At 64.7% G+C, this 21,768-nt stretch carries 17 protein-coding genes; 7 read left to right on the top strand and 10 right to left on the bottom strand.

Going from position 1 to position 21,768, the window contains the following annotated elements:
• The first annotated feature begins 357 nt into the window (after positions 1–357).
• Together gltB and SO139_RS13995 are read left to right on the top strand one after the other, a co-directional pair.
• Positions 358–5,085 carry a glutamate synthase large subunit gene (gltB, locus tag SO139_RS14000; protein WP_449377544.1) on the top strand — a complete coding sequence of 1,576 codons (4,728 nt, stop codon included), beginning with the start codon at positions 358–360 and terminating at the stop codon, positions 5,083–5,085.
• A gap of 142 nt (positions 5,086–5,227) precedes the next feature.
• A complete protein-coding gene (locus tag SO139_RS13995) occupies positions 5,228–6,679 on the top strand; it encodes a glutamate synthase subunit beta (protein WP_449377545.1) in 1,452 nt (483 codons plus the stop codon).
• 160 nt (positions 6,680–6,839) lie between these two features.
• On the opposite strand, the gene SO139_RS13990 is transcribed toward SO139_RS13995, so the two are convergent.
• The gene (locus SO139_RS13990) at positions 6,840–7,100 is read right to left on the bottom strand and encodes a hypothetical protein (protein WP_449377546.1); all 261 of its coding nucleotides are present in this window, start codon (positions 7,098–7,100) and stop codon (positions 6,840–6,842) included.
• Between the two features lie 12 nt (positions 7,101–7,112).
• Positions 7,113–8,861 carry an outer membrane beta-barrel protein gene (locus SO139_RS13985; protein ID WP_449377547.1) on the bottom strand — a complete coding sequence of 583 codons (1,749 nt, stop codon included), beginning with the start codon at positions 8,859–8,861 and terminating at the stop codon, positions 7,113–7,115.
• Positions 8,862–9,063: 202 nt separating this feature from the next.
• Between SO139_RS13985 and SO139_RS13980 the strand changes: the two genes are divergently transcribed.
• Complete coding sequence (locus SO139_RS13980) at positions 9,064–10,071, top strand: KpsF/GutQ family sugar-phosphate isomerase (RefSeq protein WP_449377548.1); 1,008 nt, start codon at positions 9,064–9,066, stop codon at positions 10,069–10,071.
• A 141-nt stretch (positions 10,072–10,212) separates the two neighbouring features.
• On the opposite strand, the gene SO139_RS13975 is transcribed toward SO139_RS13980, so the two are convergent.
• Positions 10,213–10,767, bottom strand: a complete 555-nt coding sequence (locus SO139_RS13975; RefSeq protein ID WP_449377549.1) for a carboxymuconolactone decarboxylase family protein — start codon at positions 10,765–10,767, stop codon at positions 10,213–10,215.
• A gap of 72 nt (positions 10,768–10,839) precedes the next feature.
• Between SO139_RS13975 and SO139_RS13970 the strand changes: the two genes are divergently transcribed.
• Entirely contained in the window at positions 10,840–11,163 is a 324-nt protein-coding gene (locus SO139_RS13970) for a winged helix-turn-helix transcriptional regulator (protein WP_449377550.1), read from the top strand.
• 61 nt (positions 11,164–11,224) lie between these two features.
• Here SO139_RS13970 and SO139_RS13965 read toward each other — a convergent pair whose 3' ends face one another.
• The 4 genes from SO139_RS13965 to hemH all read right to left on the bottom strand — a co-directional run bounded on the left by SO139_RS13965 (position 11,225) and on the right by hemH (position 14,920).
• Entirely contained in the window at positions 11,225–11,668 is a 444-nt protein-coding gene (locus SO139_RS13965) for an NfeD family protein (protein ID WP_449381403.1), read from the bottom strand.
• Between the two features lie 20 nt (positions 11,669–11,688).
• Entirely contained in the window at positions 11,689–12,687 is a 999-nt protein-coding gene (locus tag SO139_RS13960) for an SPFH domain-containing protein (protein WP_449381404.1), read from the bottom strand.
• Positions 12,688–12,876: 189 nt separating this feature from the next.
• Positions 12,877–13,857 carry an ABC transporter substrate-binding protein gene (locus tag SO139_RS13955; RefSeq protein ID WP_449381405.1) on the bottom strand — a complete coding sequence of 327 codons (981 nt, stop codon included), beginning with the start codon at positions 13,855–13,857 and terminating at the stop codon, positions 12,877–12,879.
• A 25-nt stretch (positions 13,858–13,882) separates the two neighbouring features.
• Positions 13,883–14,920: a ferrochelatase gene (gene hemH, locus SO139_RS13950; RefSeq protein ID WP_449381406.1), complete on the bottom strand. Its 1,038-nt coding sequence runs from the start codon at positions 14,918–14,920 to the stop codon at positions 13,883–13,885.
• A 169-nt stretch (positions 14,921–15,089) separates the two neighbouring features.
• On the opposite strand from hemH, the gene SO139_RS13945 reads away from it, so the two are divergent.
• Entirely contained in the window at positions 15,090–15,488 is a 399-nt protein-coding gene (locus tag SO139_RS13945) for an MAPEG family protein (protein WP_449381407.1), read from the top strand.
• A gap of 156 nt (positions 15,489–15,644) precedes the next feature.
• Here SO139_RS13945 and SO139_RS13940 read toward each other — a convergent pair whose 3' ends face one another.
• The 3 genes from SO139_RS13940 to SO139_RS13930 are packed head-to-tail and all read right to left on the bottom strand — an operon-like array spanning position 15,645 to position 19,479.
• On the bottom strand, positions 15,645–16,760 hold the full coding sequence (locus tag SO139_RS13940; RefSeq protein WP_449381408.1) for a nickel/cobalt transporter: 1,116 nt from the start codon (positions 16,758–16,760) through the stop codon (positions 15,645–15,647).
• The gene (locus SO139_RS13935; RefSeq protein WP_449381409.1) at positions 16,751–17,389 is read right to left on the bottom strand and encodes a DUF1007 family protein; all 639 of its coding nucleotides are present in this window, start codon (positions 17,387–17,389) and stop codon (positions 16,751–16,753) included. Before SO139_RS13935 ends, SO139_RS13940 begins: the two co-directional genes overlap by 10 nt.
• A complete protein-coding gene (locus tag SO139_RS13930) occupies positions 17,389–19,479 on the bottom strand; it encodes a M3 family metallopeptidase (RefSeq protein WP_498540169.1) in 2,091 nt (696 codons plus the stop codon). The genes SO139_RS13935 and SO139_RS13930 overlap by 1 nt, the downstream gene beginning before the upstream one ends.
• Positions 19,480–19,614: 135 nt before the next feature.
• Here SO139_RS13930 and SO139_RS13925 point away from each other — a divergent pair, with 135 nt between their 5' ends.
• Positions 19,615–19,869 carry a hypothetical protein gene (locus SO139_RS13925; protein ID WP_449381411.1) on the top strand — a complete coding sequence of 85 codons (255 nt, stop codon included), beginning with the start codon at positions 19,615–19,617 and terminating at the stop codon, positions 19,867–19,869.
• A 660-nt stretch (positions 19,870–20,529) separates the two neighbouring features.
• On the top strand, positions 20,530–21,672 hold the full coding sequence (locus SO139_RS13920) for a type III PLP-dependent enzyme (RefSeq protein ID WP_449381412.1): 1,143 nt from the start codon (positions 20,530–20,532) through the stop codon (positions 21,670–21,672).
• Positions 21,673–21,768: the final 96 nt, after the last annotated feature.

The following is a 21,768-nucleotide window of genomic DNA, read 5'->3' as shown; positions in this document are numbered from 1 at the left end:
GCCTCAAATCCGGGGCGGACCCGATGCGGGAAAGCGCGTGATTGACACCTTGGGAATCGGGACTTTTGCGTGCTTGTGTGCTAGACAAAATTTTGGCAAGGTGATGGTTAGGACAGGAAACCTGTCTCAATTTTCTTGTAATCCCGGCACAGGGATTGCAACGAAAAACGGCGCTCTCGAGCGCCAGGAAGCTGCAGGCTAAAGCCGTTCTCGGGGACGTGGAACGCCCAGGCCTGAATTTAAGAAAATGCGGCTCGCAACGGACGAGCGGTGGCCCAAAGAGCGGGTGCCGCGGAACGCCCAAGGTGCGCCGAAGATGGCGGTGAGGCAGCTTGCCGCATGGAGAGGACAGGAACAATGAACGGGTCGCAATTCGAGCGCGCAAACATCGTGGCAGAAGAACTGTCGGCGACGGTCGCCTCGAAAACCGCCGATCGCGAGCACACGTTCCGCCCGCCCGCCGAAGGTCTGTACGATCTCGGCATGGAAAAGGATTCCTGCGGCGTCGGCTTTATCGCCAACATCAAGGGCAAGAAGTCGCACGAGATCGTTTCGGACGCGCTCAACATCCTCTGCAACCTCGAACATCGCGGCGCGGTCGGCGCCGACCCGCGCGCCGGTGACGGCGCCGGCATCCTGGTGCAGATCCCGCACGCCTTCTTCGCACGCAAGACCAAGGAGCTCGGCTTCTCGCTGCCCAAGCCCGGCGAGTACGCCATCGGCGCCCTGTTCATGCCGCGCGACACCGCCTGGCGCAACGTCATCAAGAGCATCATCGCCGATCAGATCAAGGCCGAAGGCCTCAAGCTGCTCGGCTGGCGCGACGTGCCGACCGACAACTCCTCACTCGGCGTCACCGTGAAGCCGACCGAGCCGAACCACATGCAGGTGTTCATCGGCCGCAACGGCGCCGCCAAGACCGACGAGGAGTTCGAGCGGAAGCTCTACATCCTGCGCAAGTCGATCTCGCAGGCGATCTACCAGCGCCGTGAGCGGGGACTAGCAGGCTATTACCCCTGCTCGATGTCCTGCCGCACCGTGATCTACAAGGGCATGTTCCTCGCCGACCAGCTCGGCAAGTACTATCCCGACCTGCACGAGAAGGACTTCGAGAGCGCGCTCGCGCTCGTGCATCAGCGCTTCTCGACCAACACCTTCCCGACCTGGTCGCTGGCGCATCCCTACCGGATGATCGCGCATAACGGCGAGATCAACACGCTGCGCGGCAACGTCAACTGGATGGCGGCGCGTCAGGCGTCCGTGAGTTCCGAGCTCTACGGCAAGGACATCAGCCGACTCTGGCCGATCTCCTATGAAGGGCAGAGCGACACCGCCTGCTTCGACAACGCGCTCGAATTCCTGGTGCAGGGCGGCTACTCGCTGCCGCACGCGGTCATGATGATGATTCCGGAGGCATGGGCCGGCAATCCCCTGATGGATGAGAAGCGCCGCGCGTTCTACGAATATCACGCCGCCCTGATGGAGCCGTGGGACGGTCCGGCCGCGATCGCCTTCACCGACGGCCGCCAGATCGGCGCCACGCTCGACCGCAACGGCCTGCGGCCCGCGCGCTATCTCGTGACCAAGGACGACCGCATCGTGATGGCGTCCGAAATGGGCGTGCTCAAGATTCCGGAGGACCAGATCGTCACCAAGTGGCGCCTCCAGCCGGGCAAGATGCTGCTCGTCGACCTCGAGCAGGGCCGCCTCATTCCCGACGACGAGATCAAGGCCGAGCTTGCCAAGAGCCATCCCTACAAGGAGTGGCTCGACCGCACACAGATCGTGCTGGAGGAACTGCCGAAGGCACCGACCACCGGCGTGCGCTCGAACCTGTCGCTGCTCGATCGGCAGCAGGCGTTCGGCTACAGCCAGGAAGACATCAGCATCCTGATGACGCCGATGGCCTCGACCGGCGAGGAAGCCACGGGCTCGATGGGCAACGATACGCCGGTCTCGGCGTTGTCGGCCAAGCCCAAGCCGCTGTTCACCTACTTCAAGCAGAATTTTGCGCAGGTCACCAACCCGCCGATCGACCCGATTCGCGAGGAGCTGGTGATGAGCCTGGTCTCGATCATCGGACCGCGGCCGAACCTGTTCGACCTGCAAGGCCTCGCCACCACCAAGCGCCTCGAAGTGCGCCAACCGATCCTGACCGATGCGGATCTCGAAAAGATCCGCTCCATCGCCGATCTCGGCGATTCCCACTTCAGGTCGCGCACGCTCGACACCACCTTCCACGCCGGCCTCGGCGCGGCCGGCATGGACCAGGTGCTCGACGAACTCTGCGCGCGTGCGGAAGCCGCGGTGCGCGAAGGCGTCAACATCATCATCCTGTCCGACCGCATGGTCGGCACCGATCGCGTACCGATCCCCTCGCTGCTGGCCTGCGCCGCCGTGCATCATCATCTGATCCGCACCGGTCTGCGTACCTCGGTGGGCCTCGTCGTCGAGTCGGGCGAGCCGCGCGAAGTGCATCACTTCGCCTGCCTTGCCGGCTACGGCGCGGAAGCGATCAATCCCTACCTCGCGTTCGAGACGATCATCGCGATGAAGGAGCGCCTCCCCGGCTCGCTCGACGACTACGAGATCGTCAAGCGCTACATCAAGTCGATCGGCAAGGGCCTTCTCAAGGTGATGTCCAAGATGGGCATCTCGACCTACCAGTCCTATTGCGGCGCGCAGATCTTCGATGCGGTCGGCCTCAAGGCGGACTTCGTGTCCAAGTTCTTCGCCGGCACCCACACGCGCATCGAGGGCGTGGGTCTCGCCGAGATCGCCGAAGAGGCCGTGCGCCGTCACGCCGACGCGTTCGGTGAAGCACTGGTCTACAAGACGGCGCTCGATGTCGGCGGCGAATATGCCTATCGCACCCGCGGCGAGGACCATGCGTGGACGGCCGAGTCGGTGTCGCTGCTCCAGCACGCCGCTCGCGGCAATTCGCAGGAGCGCTATCGCGCCTTCGCGAAGATCCTCAACGAGCAGTCCGAGCGTCTGTTGACGCTGCGCGGCCTGTTCCGGATCAAGAGCGCGGAGGAAGAGAAGCGCAAGCCCGTGCCGCTCGACCAGGTCGAGCCGGCCAAGGACATCGTCAGGCGTTTCGCCACCGGTGCAATGTCGTTCGGCTCGATCTCACGTGAGGCGCACACGACGCTCGCGATCGCCATGAACCGGATCGGCGGCAAGTCGAACACCGGCGAAGGCGGCGAGGAAGCCGACCGCTTCAAGCCGCTGCCGAACGGCGACAGCATGCGCTCGGCGATCAAGCAGGTCGCCTCGGGGCGTTTCGGCGTGACGACGGAATATCTCGTCAACTCCGACATGATGCAGATCAAGATGGCGCAGGGCGCCAAGCCCGGCGAAGGCGGACAGTTGCCCGGCCACAAGGTCGACGCGACGATCGCCAAGGTCCGGCATTCGACGCCGGGCGTCGGCCTGATCTCGCCGCCGCCGCACCATGACATCTACTCGATCGAGGATTTGGCGCAGCTCATCTACGACCTCAAGAACGTCAATCCGACGGGCGACGTCTCGGTCAAGCTCGTCTCCGAAATCGGCGTCGGCACGGTGGCCGCCGGCGTTGCCAAGGCGCGCGCCGACCATGTCACCATCGCCGGCTTCGAGGGCGGCACTGGTGCATCGCCGCTGACCTCGATCAAGCACGCCGGCTCGCCCTGGGAGATCGGCCTCGCTGAAACCCATCAGACGCTGGTGCGCGAACGGCTGCGCAGCCGCATCGCGGTCCAGGTCGACGGCGGCTTCCGCACCGGGCGCGACGTCGTGATCGGTGCACTGCTCGGGGCCGACGAGTTCGGTTTTGCGACTGCACCGCTGATCGCGGCTGGCTGCATCATGATGCGCAAATGCCATCTCAACACCTGCCCGGTCGGCGTCGCCACGCAGGACCCCGTCCTGCGCAAGCGCTTCACCGGCCAGCCCGAGCACGTGATCAACTACTTCTTCTTCGTCGCCGAAGAGGTTCGCGAGATCATGGCGAACCTCGGCTTCCGCAGCTTCAACGAGATGGTCGGCCAGACCCAGATGCTCGACCAGACCCGTCTGGTCGCGCACTGGAAGGCCAAGGGCCTCGATTTCTCGAAGCTGTTCGTCAAGCAGAAGGAAGAGAAGGGCCAGAAGATCTATCACTCGGAGCGCCAGAACCATCATCTGGAGGCCGTCCTCGACCGCAAGCTGATCGAGAACGCGACGCCAGCTCTCGACCGCGGCGCGCCGGTGAAGATCGAGGCCGAGATCAACAACACCGATCGTTCCGCCGGCGCGATGCTGTCGGGCGCGGTGGCCAAGATCTACGGCCACGCGGGGCTGCCGCATGACACGATCCATGTCAGCCTCAAGGGCACCGCCGGCCAGGCCTTTGGCGCGTGGCTCGCCCACGGCGTCACCTTCGAGCTCGAGGGTGAAGGCAACGACTACGTCGGCAAGGGCCTGTCGGGCGGCAAGATCATCGTCAAGCCGCCGCGCAACGGCGGCATCGTGCCGGAAGAGAGCATCATCGTCGGCAACACCGTGATGTACGGCGCGATCGAGGGCGAGTGCTACTTCCGCGGTATCGCCGGCGAACGTTTTGCGGTGCGCAATTCCGGTGCTGTGGCGGTCGTCGAAGGCGCGGGCGATCATTGCTGCGAATACATGACCGGCGGCATCGTGGTCGTGCTCGGCAAGACTGGGCGCAACTTTGCGGCCGGCATGTCCGGCGGCATCGCCTATGTACTCGACGAGGCTGGCGACTTCGACAAGCTCTGCAACCTCAGCATGGTCGAGCTCGAGCCGGTGCTGTCGGAAGAGCTGATCAACGCCGGCACCTACAACCACTCCGGTGATCTCGAGGCGCATGGCCGGGTCGACGTGTTCAAGAACCTGCTCGATTCCGACGTCGAGCGCTTGCACGTCCTGATCTCGCGCCATGAAAAGGCGACCGGCTCCAGGCGCGCGATCGAGATCCTCGCGAATTGGAAGGAATGGCTGCCCAAATTCCGCAAGGTGATGCCGGTCGAGTACCGGCGCGCACTGCGCGAAATGCAGGCCAACGCGGACGCCGAGCCGAAAATCGCGATCGGGGCGTAAGTATCAACGCTCGTCATTGCGAGCGAAGCGAAGCAATCCAGATCTCTCCTCGGGAAACAGCCTGGATTGCTTCGTCGCTTCGCTCCTCGCAATGACGATGAGGAAGAAACAAACGAATTAAGCGGCAGGGACTTCGGGTTTTATGGGCAAGATCACGGGCTTTCTCGAAATCGAACGGTATGATCGCAAGTACACCCCGGTCGCCGAGCGCTTGAAGCATTTCAACGAATTCGTCGTTCCGCTCTCGGAGAAGGAAACGCGCGACCAGGCCGCGCGCTGCATGAATTGCGGCATTCCCTACTGCCACGGCACCGGCTCGGTCGCGCCGGGCACGCCCGGCTGCCCGGTCAACAACCAGATTCCCGATTTCAATGACCTCGTCTATCAGGGCAATTGGGAAGAGGCTTCGCGCAACCTGCACTCGACCAACAACTTCCCGGAGTTCACGGGCCGCATCTGTCCTGCGCCGTGTGAAGCCTCCTGCACGCTCAACATCGACGACAACCCGGTCACCATCAAGACCATCGAATGCGCGATCGTCGACCGCGCCTGGGAGAACGGCTGGCTGAGGCCCGAGATCAACACCGAGAAGACCGGCAAGAAGGTCGCCGTGATCGGCTCGGGTCCGGCCGGCATGGCCTGCGCGCAGCAGCTCGCACGCGCCGGTCATGACGTGCATGTCTACGAGAAGTTCGCCAAGGCCGGCGGCCTGCTCCGCTACGGCATCCCCGACTTCAAGATGGAGAAGGGTATCATCGACCGCCGCATCGCACAGATGGAGGCGGAGGGCGTCACCTTCCACTACAACAGCCATGTCGGCGCCGCCGGCAACGTCGATCCGCGCGAACTGCTCAACGAGTACGACGCCATCGCGCTGACGGGCGGCGCAGAAGCCCCGCGCGACCTGCCGATCCCCGGCCGCGACCTCGATGGCATCCATTACGCGATGGACTTCCTGCCGCAGCAGAACCGTCGCAATTCCGAGGAGCCTTTGAACGGCGTCACCGACATCCTCGCCGGCGGCAATCACGTCGTCGTCATCGGCGGCGGCGACACCGGGAGCGACTGCATCGGCACCTCGCTGCGCCAGGGCGCCAAGACCGTGACCCAGCTCGAGATCATGCCGGCGCCGCCTGAGCGCGAGAACAAGGGCCTGACCTGGCCGAACTGGCCGCTCAAGATGCGCACGTCGTCGAGCCAGGCCGAAGGCGCGATCCGCGAATACGCCGTGCTGACGCAAAAGTTCTCTGGCGAGAACGGCAAGGTCAAGAAGCTGCACTGCGTGCGCGTCGACGACAAGTTCAAGCCGATGGCCGGCACCGAGTTCGAACTCGACGCCGAGCTGGTCTTGCTCGCGATGGGTTTCGTGCACCCCGTGCACGAGGGCCTGCTCAAGCTCCTGTCGGTCGACCTCGACCCGCGCGGCAACGTCAAGGCCAACACGCTCGACTACCAGACCTCGCGCCCCAACGTCTTCTCCGCCGGCGACATGCGCCGCGGCCAGTCGCTGGTGGTGTGGGCGATCCGCGAGGGGCGACTGTGCGCGCGCTCGATCGACACGTTCCTGATGGGGAAGACGGACCTGCCGCGGTAGTTTTTCGCTCCGCCGCCAGTTTCACGCACACTGTCATCGCCCGCGAAAAGCGGGCGATCCAGTATTCCAGAGGCGGTGACGAATACGGAGAAGCCACGGCGTACTGGATGCCCCGCCTTCGCGGGGCATGACGGCGGAGTGAAGGGATAGCGAGCGGACCTCAACCCAGGACGTGCGGGAAGTGCTTTGCATCCCACTCGTCGAGTCGGAACAGCACCTTACCGTATTCGAGAAGCTTGTCGTTCGGTCGATAGGCGCGCGTCGAAACTTCAACGTCCGACGGTATTGGCATCAAGTGAAAATGCTCGTTAGTCTGACTTAGGGCCAGCAGTTCCTTGACGAGAAGGTCTCGGCCTTCAGGATTAAGCCACAGTTCGAATTCTCCAGCCGAGTTGATGTCTAACGTAATTCGAGCTGCCATAATTGCTCTCCCTCAATTCTGCATCCTCACCCCCAGCATCACCACCGTCCCCGCTGAACCCGCGCCGACGACGTTCGAATCCAGGATGTCGTGGCGCAGGCTGCCCTTGATCCAGAGGTTGCGGTTGAGCTTGTAGATGATGTCGCCTTCGATCGAGTAGGTCTTGTCGTTGCGGTTCTGGCCCTGATAGTCGAGCGTGCCGTAGGTGAACTTGCCGATGCCGGTGAGCCAGCGGCGGAAGTCGTGGTCGACCTCGGCGGTGTAGGTGCGCACCAGCACGCCGGAGGCGCCGGGGATCGTGGTCTCGGCGAGCTGCGTATCGGTGAAGAATTTCACGGTGGTGAGCCCGCTGGCGTTCCAGATTAGCGAGCCCGTGGTCAGGAAGCCGCTGAGCTGGCTGAGCCGCGGGTCGACATAGTTGCGCGCGGCGTAGCCGATCGAGATTTCGCCGGTGAGGATGCGCGAGAACTCGAAGGACGTGCCGACCTTGGCATAGCCGCCGTTTGAATCGCGCAAATAGCCGTTGCGGTCGGCGGCCTGGTCGTGAACGCGGGTGTCGCCCTCGATCTCCAGGAACGGCTTCAGACCCGGCTTGAGATCGTAGGAGAAGCGGCCGATGCCGCCGTACTGGTTGAAGTCGCGATCGTCGTTGCTGGAAACCGTGCCGTCGGTGAGTTTCGAGTTGGTGTAGGCGGTGCGATCGACCGTGGCACCGGCGGCGACCTCGAAACGATTGAAGGTCTGGTCGACGCCGAGCGTCGTGCCGTAGGTGGCGTAGATCGGATATTTCTGCAGTCCGGCCTGGATGTTCGGGCTGCCGGGATTGTCGGTGGCAAGGCGCAGGCGGAGCTGCGAGGTCAGCTTGAGATCGCGATCGACGTCGATGCGGCCGTCGACATGGCCGGTGAAATCCGGCCGATCGATCTCGACGGGCGCCGGCGAGGCGACGCCATCGATCGTCGCAGGCAACTGGTTGCCATAACCGGTGAATGAGCCGCGCAGGTCCGCGACTAGCGCGTGGCGCTCCCAGTCGGACATCACGACGAGCTCGGGCGCCACGACATAGAGCGGCGAGCCGATCGGCTTGTTGAGCCGCGCCGGGTTGGTGTCGTAGCCGCCGGAGAGCTCGAGCGCACCCTTGATCAGGAAGCTGCCGGCGTAGTCACCGACGGGACCGAACGGGTCGTCGTCCAGCTTGAGGCGCCGGCGCAGCGGCTGGCCCGGCACGGTGCCTGCCATCGCCGCCGGCACCGGCGTCTTGTTGGCGGTCTCCGATGGCGGCGGCGCGATGCGCGGCTGGCCGATGCCGGGCGTGGACGTCGCGGTCGGGGCCGGGGTACCGGGGCCGGGCGCACGCTTCGGCTTCGGCTGTCCGGGATAGAGCTTGGGCTGCTGCCGCTTGCGATTGAGTGAGTCATAGCCCGAGGCGCCAGAGCCATTGGCCGCGGGCAGGCCATAAGTCGGCACCTGACCGACGCGCGATGGCGCCGGTGTGTCCTTGTTCTTGCGTGGATCGGCGCTGGGATCGGGCAACGCCGGCAAGGCGTCCGACGGCGGCTGCGCAAATGTGGTCGTGGCCGTCCGCCGCGTCGGCAGCGTGTCAGGCGAGACGAAGCCGCCGCGATTCGGATTGAAGAGGTCTGGCGTGAGGCTCTGGGCGACAGCGGGCGCACTCTCCAGCACGGTCAGCGCAAGGCATGACAAGGCGGCGCGCAAGACGTGCGCGCGTTTGCTCCGGCTCCTGCCTGGAGACGACCCCACGATGGAAAAAACTCCAACGACTTCAGACACTTCAGCAATGGCTTCCGCGGAGGACGCGGGTACCATCGTTAAAGGAGTTAAAACAATTATGGTTAATGAGCCGTTGAGGACGGAGGTACGCGCGTCGCCTCCCTGCCACGACCGTGCTAAGCAGACGGCCACGGGCAAACAGGGTTTGCCGACCTCTTCCCTGGATCAAAGCATGCCGAGCTCGAAACCGCTGATGACCGCATCATCCGGCCCCGCTTCTCCCGACATCGAATCCGCGCTGCGCACGCTGGAGACAGAGAGCGGCGGCATCGGCGCACTCGCCAGCGCGCTGAAGGGACCGCTAGGGGCGAGCTTCACGGCGGCGATCGACAAGATCCGCAACGCCAAGGGGCGCGTCGTCGTCACCGGGCTCGGCAAGTCCGGCCACATGGCGCGCAAGATCGCAGCGACCCTGGCCTCGACCGGCACGCCCGCCTTCTTCGTCCACGCTGCCGAAGCCGGCCATGGCGATCTCGGCATGATCACCACCGACGACGTCATCATGGCGCTGTCCTGGTCCGGCGAGCAGCCGGAGATGAAGAACCTCGTGAATTATTCGGCGCGCTTCGCGATTCCCATGATCGCGGTGACGTCGAACGCAGGCTCCGCGCTCGGACAGGCCGCCGATATCGTGATCGAGCTGCCCAAGGCGCGCGAGGCCTGCCCGCACAATCTGGCGCCGACCACCTCGACCCTGATGCAGGCCGCGATCGGCGATGCCATCGCGATCGCCCTGCTGGAGGGGCGCGGCTTCACGGCGCTGGAGTTCGCGCATTTCCACCCCGGAGGAAAACTCGGCGCGATGCTGAAATTCGTGCGCGACTACATGCGCACCGGCGCGGAGATTCCCGTCAAGCCGCTCGGCACGAAGATGTCGGACGCGGTGGTCGAGATGTCGGCCAAGGGCCTCGGCTGCGTCTGCATCGTAAGCGACGCGGGCGAGATCGCCGGCATCATCACCGACGGCGATTTGCGCCGCCACATGCGGCCCGACCTCCTGACCGCGACCGTCGACGACATCATGACGAAGCAGCCGAAGACGGTGCCGCCCTCCATGCTCGCGACCGAGATGCTGGAGGTGCTGAACACGAGCAAGATCACGACGCTGATCGTGGCCGAAGCAAGCAAGCCGGTTGGCATCGTGCACCTGCACGATCTCTTGCGGGCGGGCGTGGCTTAGTCCGACTGCTGCCTCCTCTCCGTCATTACGAGCGCAGCGATGCAATCCAGAATGCGACCGCGGAGGTTCTGGATTGCTTCGTTGCTTCCGCCTTCGCTCTTCGAGCTACGGCGGACAAGTCGCTCCTCGCAATGACGACGCTTAGAGCGCTGGAAACCGCGCCGCCTTCTCCTCCAGCGGCAATCTCAGCCCGTTCGCCAGATACGACACCGTGCGGTAGACCCCGCAGAGCATCATGATCTCCAAGATCTGCGCGTCGTCGTAATGCGCTGCGAGCGCCGCGAACTCCGCATCATCAAGCGTCGCGCGATGATGCAGGGCATCGACGGCCGCGATCAGCGCCCGCTCAGTCGCAGACCAGCAGGTTGAAGTCGCATCGCCATGAGCGGTGGCGCGGACCTGTTCATCCGTGAGACCCGCAGCTCCCGCGAAGATCGCGACGTGCACGCCCCATTCATATTCGCATGTGTTCAGTGCGCAGGTGCGGTCGATGACGATCTCGCGCGCACGCAAGGACAGTGGCCCCGGGTCCAGGAGGCTGCTGGCGCGAAACTTGTCCCAGGCGCGCTTGTGTCCTGCCATTACCCGGAACAGCATCAAGGGCGGCGCACCGCGCATGATGCGGTTGAACTGCTCATCGATCTCGGACGGGTATGGCGGATCCAGCGGTGCGATGCGCGGTGCGGCAGGTGACATGGCCAACCTCTATGCTACAATAACTGTAGCAACGTACGCTACACTATATGTAGCAACATGCAAGAGGCAGACATGGTGAGGCAGGTCGGGCAACGCAGCGTACGCGGCTCACGCACGGGCCGGCCGATCATGGCGCTGCTGGACCTCTTGGGGAAACGCTGGTCGTTGCGGATCCTGTGGGAATTGCGCGGCGCCCCCCTCACCTCTCGCGCGCTACGCAGCGCCTGCGACGAGGCATCCCCCACGGTGCTGCAGGCGCGGCTGACGGAATTGCGCGAGGCGGGTTTCGTAGAACTTGGGGAGGCCGGCGGCTACAGCCTGACGCCGCTCGGGCGGGAATTGTGCGAGACCTTCATGCCGCTGCACCGGTTTGCGGAAAAGTGGCGAAAGAATTGAGCAAAGCGTAGCGCCTTGCTCAATGCCTTCCCTTCTCCCGCAAGGGGAGAGGGCAAGAGAGCTACGCCGCGGCCACCGTCAGGTTGGCGCCATCCACCTGCACCACCTTCACCCGCGTGCCGGCTGGTGTATCGGGGCCGGCGACGCGCCAGACGGTGTCGCCGATGCGCACGGTGCCGCTTCCATCGATGATCGGCTTCTCCAGCGTGAACTCGCGGCCCAGAAGCGCCTCGGTGCGCTTGTTCAGATGCGGGCTCGCGCTCGTGTCGATCCTGCCGCGCGCGAGGCGCCGCCATACCGGGACTGCGGCGGCGGCGAACAGCGCGAACATCACGAGCTGTGCCTGCCAGGCGGGATGAGCGACGAAGGACACCAATCCGACCAGCAGCGCGGCAAGCCCGAGCCAGAACAGGAACACGCCCGGCGCGAACACCTCCAGCGCCATCAGGATGAAGCCGAAGATCAGCCAGTTCCACGTGCCGAGGGTGACGAACATATCGGTCATGACACGACCTCTGGGTTACCTCATTGTTGCGGCGGCACGGCCGGCGGCGCGCTACCGGCCGGCGGCACCGAGCCGCGACGGGCGGCGGCGGTTGCGGAGGCCGCGCTTTCGCCGAACGTCGCCTTGGCAATTTCGCCGATGCCGGCGAGCGAACTGAGCAGGCTCACGGCTTCCATCGGCAGCATGATGATCTTCTGGTTTGGCGCCTCCGCAAACTGTCCGAACGCCTTGATATATTTGTCGGCGATGAAATAGTTCAACGAGGCGACGTCGCCCTTGGCAATTGCCTCAGACACCATCTGCGTTGCCTTGGCCTCGGCCTCCGCCAGACGCTCGCGTGCTTCGGCGTCGCGGAAGGCGGCTTCGCGGCGGCCTTCCGCCTGGAGGATCTGGCCCTGCTTGGCGCCCTCGGCGCGCAGGATTTCGGACTGCCGCTGGCCTTCGGCGGCCAGAATGTCGGCGCGCTTGACGCGCTCGGCCTTCATCTGCCGGCCCATGGCCTCGACGAGATCGGCCGGCGGCACGATGTCCTTGATCTCGATGCGGTTGACCTTGACGCCCCAGGGCGAAACCGCGGCATCGACGACGCGGAGCAGGCGCTCGTTGATCTCGTCGCGATGCGACAGCACCTGGTCTAGATCCATCGAGCCCATCACCGAGCGGATGTTGGTCATGGTCAGGACGGTGATTGCGTTGTTGAGGTTGGCGACCTCGTAGCTCGCCTTCGCAGCATCAAACACCTGGTAGAAGGCGACGCCGTCCACGCTCACCGTCGCGTTGTCCTTGGTGATCACCTCCTGCTCGGGAATGTCGATCACCTGCTCCATCATGTTCATCTTGCGCCCGACGCGATCGAAATAGGGCACGATCAGGTTGAGTCCCGGCGATAGCGTCTGGGTGTATTTGCCGAACCGCTCGATGGTCCAGTCATAACCCTGCGGCACCGTTTTCACGCCGGCAAGCAGCGTGACGATGACGAGAAACACCAGTGCAATTGCAAAAATATCGAAACCACTCATAGCTCCTCCAAGGCGGGAAAAGGCTTTTCCCGCGCCGTTCATTGGTCGGATTCGCGTCCCGACCGGTTCAGCGGCACACTTTACGTCGGCCTCTCGCGATCATTTCACAAGACGCACGAAGCCGGAACGACGGCCATTAAGTATTGGCGGGGAGGCTCTTGAAACGCGGCGGCGGCAACCTAGCGCGCCTCATTCGATGACCTCATCGGCCGTTGCGAGCAATGCCGGCGGGATCGCCACGCCGAGCACCCCGGCGGTGCGCAGGTTGACCGTAAGCTCGAACTTGGTGGGATTTTGCACGGGAAGATCGGCCGGCTTCTCGCCTTTCAGGATGCGGTCGATATAGGCAGCGGCGCGGCGGAGCTGCTCGGCGCTGTCAGTGCTGTAGGACATCAGGCCGCCCTCGTCGACGAAGGTGCGGCTCCAATAGACAGCGGGCAGACGGGCCTTGCTGATCGCGGCCTGGAGGCGCGCGCGGTTTGCCAGGGTGAAGAAATCCGGCAGCACCAGCAGGCCCTCGTCCTTGCGGGATGCAAGGGCTGCGATCGAGGCCTCGTCATGGACCGGCGCCGGCTCGACGACGACCCCGAGCGCGCGCGCGGAGTCCTCAATTGCGCGCAGCATCAGGCCGGCGAACGGCGCGGTGGCGGGATTGTAGATCACCGCCACGCGGCGCACCGGCGGCGCGATCTGCGTCAGCATGTGCAGCCATTTGCCGGCCATCGGCCCGTCATAATCGGTAAAGCCGGTGATGTTGCCGCCGGGATGGGCGAGCGCTTCCACAAATCCTTGACCGACGGGGTCGGTGACCACCGCGAATACGATCGGCATTGTCGAGGTACGCTTGCGCAATTCCTCGACGCAGGGCGTGCCGACCGCGAGCAGGATATCGGGATTGAGCGTAACCAGCTCGCCCGCCTGCCGGGCGATCAGCGCCCGGTCGCCGCCGCCACTACGCCAGTCGATCCGTAAATTGTCCTGTTCTTTCCAGCCAAGCGTCGCGAGCGCATCGACCAGGATCGTCGCGCGCATCTGCGCGATGGCGTCATCGGCTGCCGTCACCGTGAGCACGCCGAGCCGGCGCATCGCGACCGGCGCCGGCTGCGCTGCCGCCGGCAGCGGCAGCAGCGCGGCGCCGCCGAGAAGTGCCAGAACCTCGCGCCGCTTCATGAGGCGTCCCTCAGATCCAGGCACATTAGATCCAGCCTTGCAGCTCGCGCAGCACCAGGGTGCGGATCACGTCCATGCCGGGCTCGCTGTCGTTGAGGCAGGGGATCGCGGCAAACGCCTCGCCGCCATTGTGCCTGAATATCTCGGCATTCTCCTGTGCGATCTCCTCCAGCGTCTCCAGGCAGTCGGCAGCAAAGCCCGGCGTCACCACCGCGATGCGGCGCACGCCTTCCTGCGCCAGGCGCTTCATGGTCGCATCCGTATAGGGCTGGAGCCATTCCTCATTGCCGAACCGCGATTGGAAGGTGAGTAGCAGCTTTGACGCGTCGAGCTTCAGCCGGCGGCGCAGCGCCTCGGTGGTTGCCACGCAGTGGCCCTGATAGGGATCGCCCTTCTCGACATAGGATATCGGCATGCCGTGGAAGGAGGCGACGATCAGCTCCGGCTTGAACGGCAGGCTCGCCAGGCTCGCCTCGATCGAGGTCGCGAGCGCCTCGATATAGGATTCGTCCTCGTAGTAAGGCGGGCTCACCCGCAGCGTCGGTTGTGCGCGCAGGCGGGCGAGCACGCGAAACACCTCGTCGCAGACGGTCGCCGAGGTCGAAGCCGAATATTGCGGATAGAGCGGCACGGTGAGGATCCGGTCGCAACCCTGCGCGATCAGCGCGTCGATGCCGGACTTGATCGACGGGTTGCCGTAGCGCATCGCCCAGTCGACCACGACATGCGCGCGGTCGGCGAGTGCGGCCGCGAGCTTGTCGGCCTGCGAGCGCGTGATGGTCTTGAGCGGCGACTCGTTCTTCTCGGTGTTCCAGATCTTCTGATAGTCGATCGCCTTGGTGCGGGGGCGCTTGCGCAGGATGATGCCGTTCAGCACGAACTGCCAGACCAGGCCCTGGTCCTCGATGACGCGGGGATCGCTCAGGAATTCCTTGAGGTAGACGCGCACGCCCGGAGCATCCGCGGTGTCGGGGGTCCCGAGATTGACGAGCAGCACGCCGACACGCGAGGCGGCCGCAGCCGCGGTGGCCTTCGATGTGTCGATCGGGAGAACGCGCGTCATGGCCCAACGGGTTCGCGCGTTGGGCCGAACTTGTCAAGATTGGGCCGAGTTCGCTAGGGTTTCGACCCGAGCGCGGTGGGTTTCCATCGCGCTCGACCTTTTGGCGGAGCATGGTCTCCTCGGAAAACCGGTGCCCACTTTTCCGGACCATGCGCAGGGGGAAGGAACCATGACGCTCGCGGAATGGTGCGTGTTTGGGGCGTTGCTGCTCTATCTTGCGACGATCGCCTCGATCAAATGGATCAGGTTCGGTCGCTTCGACAATTCGAAGCCGCGCGACCCGGCCTTCTATGAGGATGCCATCTCCCAGCGCGCGCTGGGCGCGCACCAGAACGGCATCGAGACCTTCCCGTTCTTCGCGATTGCCGTGCTGCTCGCTGAATTCCGCGATTCGCCGCAGCGCCTGGTCGACGAGCTCGCCGCGCTCTTCCTGATCGTGCGGATCGCATACGTCTTCACCTATCTTGGCAACCGCCCGACGCTGCGCTCGATCCTCTGGAGCATCGGTTTTGCGATCAACGTCGCGATCTTCTTCATGCCCGCCTTGAAGCGATTTCTGCCGGTGTGAAGTTCTCTCTGACGTGTCCCGGACGCGGTGCAGCGCCTTGGCGCTGCACCGCAGAGCCGGGACCCAGAAAGCCACGCCCACTGCGCGGAGAGATGGGCCCTCTGCGGCGCATCGTCGAAGAGACGCTGAGCTGCGTCCGGGGCACGAGAATTCTCATCAAAAACACGTCGTTCGTTCGGCGGCGAGGTAGCCGAACAAGAGGCCAGTGCCGAACAGGAGCACGAGGCCGGCAGCCGCAAATTCGATGCCGCGCATAAAGAGTGCGCCGCCGCCGTCGCGGCCGGCGCTCAGGCGCCGGGCGATGTCCTTGGCGGAGACGGCGATGACCGCGATGGTAGCAACCGTGATGGCGGTGCCGAGCCCCATCAGGAAGGTCGCGGCGATGCCGGCCCAGAACAGGCCCTGGGCGAGTGCGAACACCAGGACCAGGATCGCGCCTGAGCAGGGGCGGATGCCGACGGTGAGGATTGCCGCGAGCCCGCGCCGCCAGCCACCGGGGCCGGCAAGCTCGCCTGGCGTCGGGCCGTGGGAATGGCCGCAATGCTCGTCATGGACATGGTCGTGGGCATGGGCGTGGGTGTGGGCTTGGCCATGGTGGTGATTACTGTGACCATGATCATGCGCGTCATGATGATGGTGATGGTGGCCGTGATCGTGATGATGCGGCACGCCGGCGATCGCAGGCACCGGCTGGGAGGCCTGGAGCGCGCGGATGAAGGCGCCGCCCTTGACCCAGACGAGGCGCAGCCCGAACGCTGCGATCAGAGCGTAGCTGGCGATCTCGATCACCTTCTCGGCGCTGCACATGGTCCTGGCCGTCGCATTCAGCGCCCAGGCCGCGACGCCGACGATGAGGACTGCGACCAGCGACTGCATCAGCGCCGAGGCAAAGGACAACACGATGCCACGCCGTGCCGTTTCCTGGTTGGCGACGAGGTAGGACGAGATCACAGCCTTGCCATGGCCGGGGCCGGCGGCATGGAAGATGCCGTAGGCAAACGAGATGGCGAGCAGCGTCCACACCGCCGAGCCGTCGGATTTCGCGGCGCGGATGGTCGCCGACATCTCGCGGTAAAATTCCGATTGCTTCGCCAGCAGCCAACCGATGATGCCGCCGGCCTCCGGCTCGGGCGCGGGGCGCGGGCCGCCGAAGGGGTTTTGCGCGAAGAGATCGTGAAGCGCCGCATCGACGGCCAAGACGGCGACAAGAACGGCCGCGCCGGTTGCAAGCGAATGGGCAAGCGGAGAGCGAAGGAGAGAAGTCACGGGCAATCCACGGTGATCTTGTTGGCGAACATCATGCCGAAGTTCGAGTTCTCGCCGTCCACAAAGGTCTGCTCGTTGAGCTTCTGGGCGCTCGCGGTGCCGTCATTCGGCCGCTCCAGCTTGATCTGGCAGCCGGCTGGTGCGCCGACCAGCTTGACCGGGTTGTCCTTGGCCATCTGGAAGTCGATGAAGAAGGAGCGGTCGAACACCTCAAGCACGAGTTGCTTCGGCTTCAGCGGCGTCTTCAGCGGCAGCGTGAAGTGCAGGGTCAGCACGGTGTCCTTGTAGTCGAGGAAATAGTCGACCGGCTCGTTGAAGCGCTCCCTCTTTCCGTCGGCCTTGGCGAAGGTGAAGTAGGCATATTCCTTCAGCGACTCGACATTGGTCTGGGCGAGCGGGGCCAGCTCCTCGCGCGTGTAGCTGCCCTTGGTCTTGCCCTCGAGCCCCTGGGTCGCATAGGCCGAGAACATGTCGTCGAAGGTCCAGGCGTGGCGGACGCCGGTGATCGAACCGTCGGGCGCGTAGATCAGCTCGCTGGTCGCGGTGATCCAGACATGCGGATGGGCCTGCGCCATCCCCGCCGCAAGCGACAGGCCGGCGGCGAGCAACCATCCGAACAGGCCGCGCATGCCCATCAGGCCGCCTTCGCTTCGTCGAGCAGGCCGCGGCGGCGCAAGAGCGCATCCGGCTCCGGCGGCCGGCCTCGGAAGGCCTCGTAGGCGGCTTCCGGATCGACCGATCCGCCGGTGGAGTAGATGTCATCGTGCAGGCGTTTGGCGACATCGGGATCGAAGATGTTGCCGGCTTCCTCGAAGGCGCCGAAGGCGTCGGCATCCATCACCTCCGACCACATATAGCTGTAATAGCCGGCAGCGTAGTGGTCGCCGGAGAAGATGTGGCCGAATTGCGTGGGCCGGTGCCGCATCGCGATCTCCTCGGGCATGCCAATCTTCTCGAGCTCCGCCTTCTCGAACGCGCGCACGTCCGTCGCGGTATCGGCCGGCTGGGTGTGGAATTCGAGATCGACCAGCGCCGAGGAGACGAACTCGACGGTGGCAAAGCCCTGGTTGAACTTGCGTGCCGCGAGGAAGCGCTGGAGCAGGTCGTCGGGCAGCGGCTCGCCGGTCTGATAGTGGCGGGCGAACTGCTGCAGCACCTCGGGCCGCTCCTGCCAGTGCTCATAGAGCTGGGAGGGCAGCTCGACGAAGTCGGTGAACACCGAGGTGCCCGATAGCGACGGATAGGTCACGTTGGAAAGCATGCCGTGCAGGCCGTGGCCGAACTCATGGAACAGCGTGCGGGCGTCGTCGGGCGACAGCAGCGAGGGCTCGCCGCCGGCGCCCTTGGCGAAGTTGCAGACATTGATGACGAGCGGCGCGGTCTCGCCGTCGAGCTTCTGCTGCTCGCGCAGCGAGGTCATCCAGGCACCCGAGCGCTTTGACGGCCGGGCATAGTAGTCGCCATAGAACAGCGCCTTGTGCTTGCCGTCCCGGTCCTTCACCTCCCAGACGCGGACATCCGCGTGCCAGGCCGGGACATCCTTGCGCTCCTCGAAGGTGATGCCGAACAGCCGCGTGGCGCAGTCGAAGGCCGCCGCGATCATGTGGTCGAGCGTCAGATACGGCTTGATCGCGGCATCGTCGAAATTGGCGCGCTGGAGGCGCAGCTTTTCGGCGTAGTAGCGCCAGTCCCAGGGCGCGAGCTGGAAATTGCCGCCTTCGGTCGTGATCAGCTCCTGCATTTCGTCGCGATCGGCGAGCGCGCGCGCCCGCGCAGGCTTCCAGACCCGCTCCAGGAGGCCCCGCACCGCATCCGGCGTCTTGGCCATCGAATCCTCGAGCCGGTAGGCGGCGAAGGTCGGATAGCCCAGGAGATTGGCGCTCTCCTCGCGCAGCTTCAGGATCTCGACGATGGTCTCGTTGTTGTCGTTGGCGTTGCCATTGTCGCCCCGCGCGGTGAAGGCCTTGTAGACCTTCTCGCGCAGGTCGCGCCGCGCCGAGCCCTTCAGGAACGGCTCGACCGAAGAGCGCGACAGCGTGATGATGGCCTTGCCGGCCAGCCCGCGATCTTCTGCCGCAGCCTTGGCGGCCGCGACGAAGCTCCCCGGCAGTCCCTCGAGGTCGTCCTCGCCGAGCTCCATGAACCACTCCTGCTCGTCACCGAGCAGATGATGGCTGAAGGTGGTGCCGAGCTGGGCGAGCTTCTCGTTGATCTCGGCCATCCGCGCCTTGGCCTCCTCGGTGAGCCCGGCGCCGGCGCGGTGGAAGCGGGTGTAGGTGCGCTCGAGCAGGCGGAGCTGCTCCGGATTGAGCTTCAGCGTGGCACGGTTCTCGTGGAGCTGGGCGATGCGGCCAAACAGCACCGCGTTCATCATGATCGGATTCCAGTGCCGCGCCATCCGCAAAGAAACGTCCTTGTCGATCTCCAGGATCGCCGGATTGGAGTGCGCGGAGACGAGGTCGTAGAACACGGCCGAGACCTTGGTGAGCAGCTTGCCGGAGCGCTCCAGCGCCGTGATGGTGTTGGCGAAGTCCGGCGTCGCCGGATCATGGACGATCGCCGCAATCTCCGCGGAGTGGTCGGCGAAGGCCTGCTCGAAGGCGGGCAGGAAGTGCTCCGGGCTGATCTCGTCGAACGGCGGGGTTGCGAACGGCGTCACCCAGGCCTTCAGGAGCGGGTTCGTCTCGGCCGGCGCGTCGCCGGTATTTTCGCGGAGTTCTGACATGACCTGTCCCGTTTTTTGCGCTGGTTTGTTGCAGCCAGCTATAGCACGCGATGGGGCTTTTTTGCGCCATTTGGCCTTGCTCCCGGGCCCCTTTTCGGGGAGATTGCGGCCCCTAAGACCACGGACCGAGAGCTCATGAACGCACCCGCCTCCTCCTCCCGCCAGATCGTCTGGCCGAGCGTCATCACCGTCATCAGCGCCGCCATCCTGATCGGCGCCGAGGTGTTCGGCGCGGCGTTTGCCGGCGGCTGGGCGCTCGCGATTCTGTTCGGGCTCGACGACACCGGCGCGCACATCGTGCAGGCCGTGCTGTTCGCGCTCGGCGTCTTCGTCATGACCGCGTTCATCCGCGCTGCTCAGCGCGTCGAGCCGTTCACGAAGCGCGCGTGAGGCGCCGCGCGCGAGCAAGAGGCGCGCGCAAGCTCGCGCAAACTTAACAGCCGTTCATCTTCAGCGTCGCTCGCGCACCACAGCGCAAGCAGCCGTTAGGCAATTCTGCTCTCAGCATAAAAAAATTCTTGCGAAGCAGAGTCAAAACGCTTATGTGCGGTCTTGCCCAATTTCGCACGTGCCTGTGGTCGTGTGTCAGTCGGTAGGTATCCGGACAAGAGGCCGGACAGCCGCCAAGGGGTGAAGAAGCCGAGGGGCTCTTCGGAAGTGCCGAAGTCGGAAGACTGAAGCAAGCCCGGAGTGTCCAGCATCTCTCTCAAAGAGATGCCTAGTCGAAGGTGACTTTGCTCTTTGCAACCGTGACTGGCAGCCGGAGGCGAACCGGCGCACCTCGTTCTCAACGGGGGACGCGACTTAAAGCAACGACGGATCGGGCTTTTTTGGTCTCTACCGGCATTCCAACGCCGGCGCGGGCTACTGAAAAGGCTTGTCCTTCATTGCCAGGTGAGCGGGCGGGAAAATTCCCAACCAATCCACGGCAGCACAATTCGGTCTCGGGTTCTCGGCCCTGTCGCGTCTCCATCGTGCGGCAGCGCCAAAGCACCCCTGTCCGAGAACATTTTGAACGGGCTCCGTCGCTGGGGCCGTTTGGAGGGTGCTATGACCGATCGCATCAGGGAATTTCTGCGCAACCGCCGCACTGAAGGTCTCGATACCGAGCCGTGCCTCGTCGTCGACCTCGAGGTCGTGCGCGACAATTACCAGAGCTTTGCCAAGGCGCTGCCCGACAGCCGCGTGTTCTATGCCGTCAAGGCGAACCCGGCGCCGGAAGTGCTGGCGCTGCTCGCCTCCATGGGCTCCTGCTTCGACACCGCAACCGTCGCCGAGATCGAGATGGCGCTGGCCGCCGGTGCGACACCTGACCGCATCTCCTTCGGCAACACGATCAAGAAGGAGCGCGACATCGCGCGCGCCTTCGCGCTCGGCATTCGGCTGTTCGCGGTGGATTGCGCCGCCGAGGTGGAGAAGGTCGCCCGTGCCGCGCCGGCTGCGAAGGTGTTCTGCCGCATCCTCTACGACTGCGCCGGCGCCGAGTGGCCGCTGTCGCGCAAGTTCGGCTGCGACCCGGAGATGGCGGTCGAGGTGCTCGACCTCGCCAAGCGTCTGGGCCTGGAGCCGTGCGGCATCTCCTTCCATGTCGGCTCGCAGCAGCGCAAGGTGAAAGCGTGGGATCGTGCGCTGGCGATGGCCTCGCAGGTGTTCCGCGACTGCGCCGAACGCGGCATCAACCTCTCGATGGTCAACATGGGCGGGGGCTTCCCGACCAAGTACCTGAAGGACGTGCCGCCGGTGGTCACCTACGGCCGGTCGATCTTCCGTGCGCTGCGCAAGCACTTCGGCAACCAGATCCCCGAGACCATCATCGAGCCGGGCCGCGGCATGGTGGGCAACGCCGGGGTGATCGAGTCCGAGGTCGTGCTCATCTCGAAGAAGAGCGACGAGGACGAGGTGCGCTGGGTGTATCTCGACATCGGCAAGTTCGGCGGTCTCGCCGAGACCATGGACGAGTCGATTCGCTACGCGATCCGCACCCCGCATGACGGCGCGGACATGACGCCGTGCGTGCTCGCTGGGCCCACCTGCGATTCCGCCGACGTCCTGTACGAGAAGAGCCCGTATCCGCTCCCGGTGACGCTCGAGATCGGCGACAAGGTGCTGATCGAAGGGACCGGGGCCTATACGTCGACCTACTCGTCGGTGGCGTTCAACGGCATCCCGCCGCTGAAGACGTATCACATCTGATCCGCCTCGACGTCGAGGCTTGATGAACCGGGAGCCGGCGATGCCGGCTCCTCCCTGACATTTTCGATTTCTGACGACGCTTGTGCGCGCGGACGC

The organism is Bradyrhizobium sp. UFLA05-89, assembly GCF_059803475.1.
Note: the sequence above shows the minus strand (reverse complement) of the source record. Positions and strands in the feature narration are given on the sequence as shown.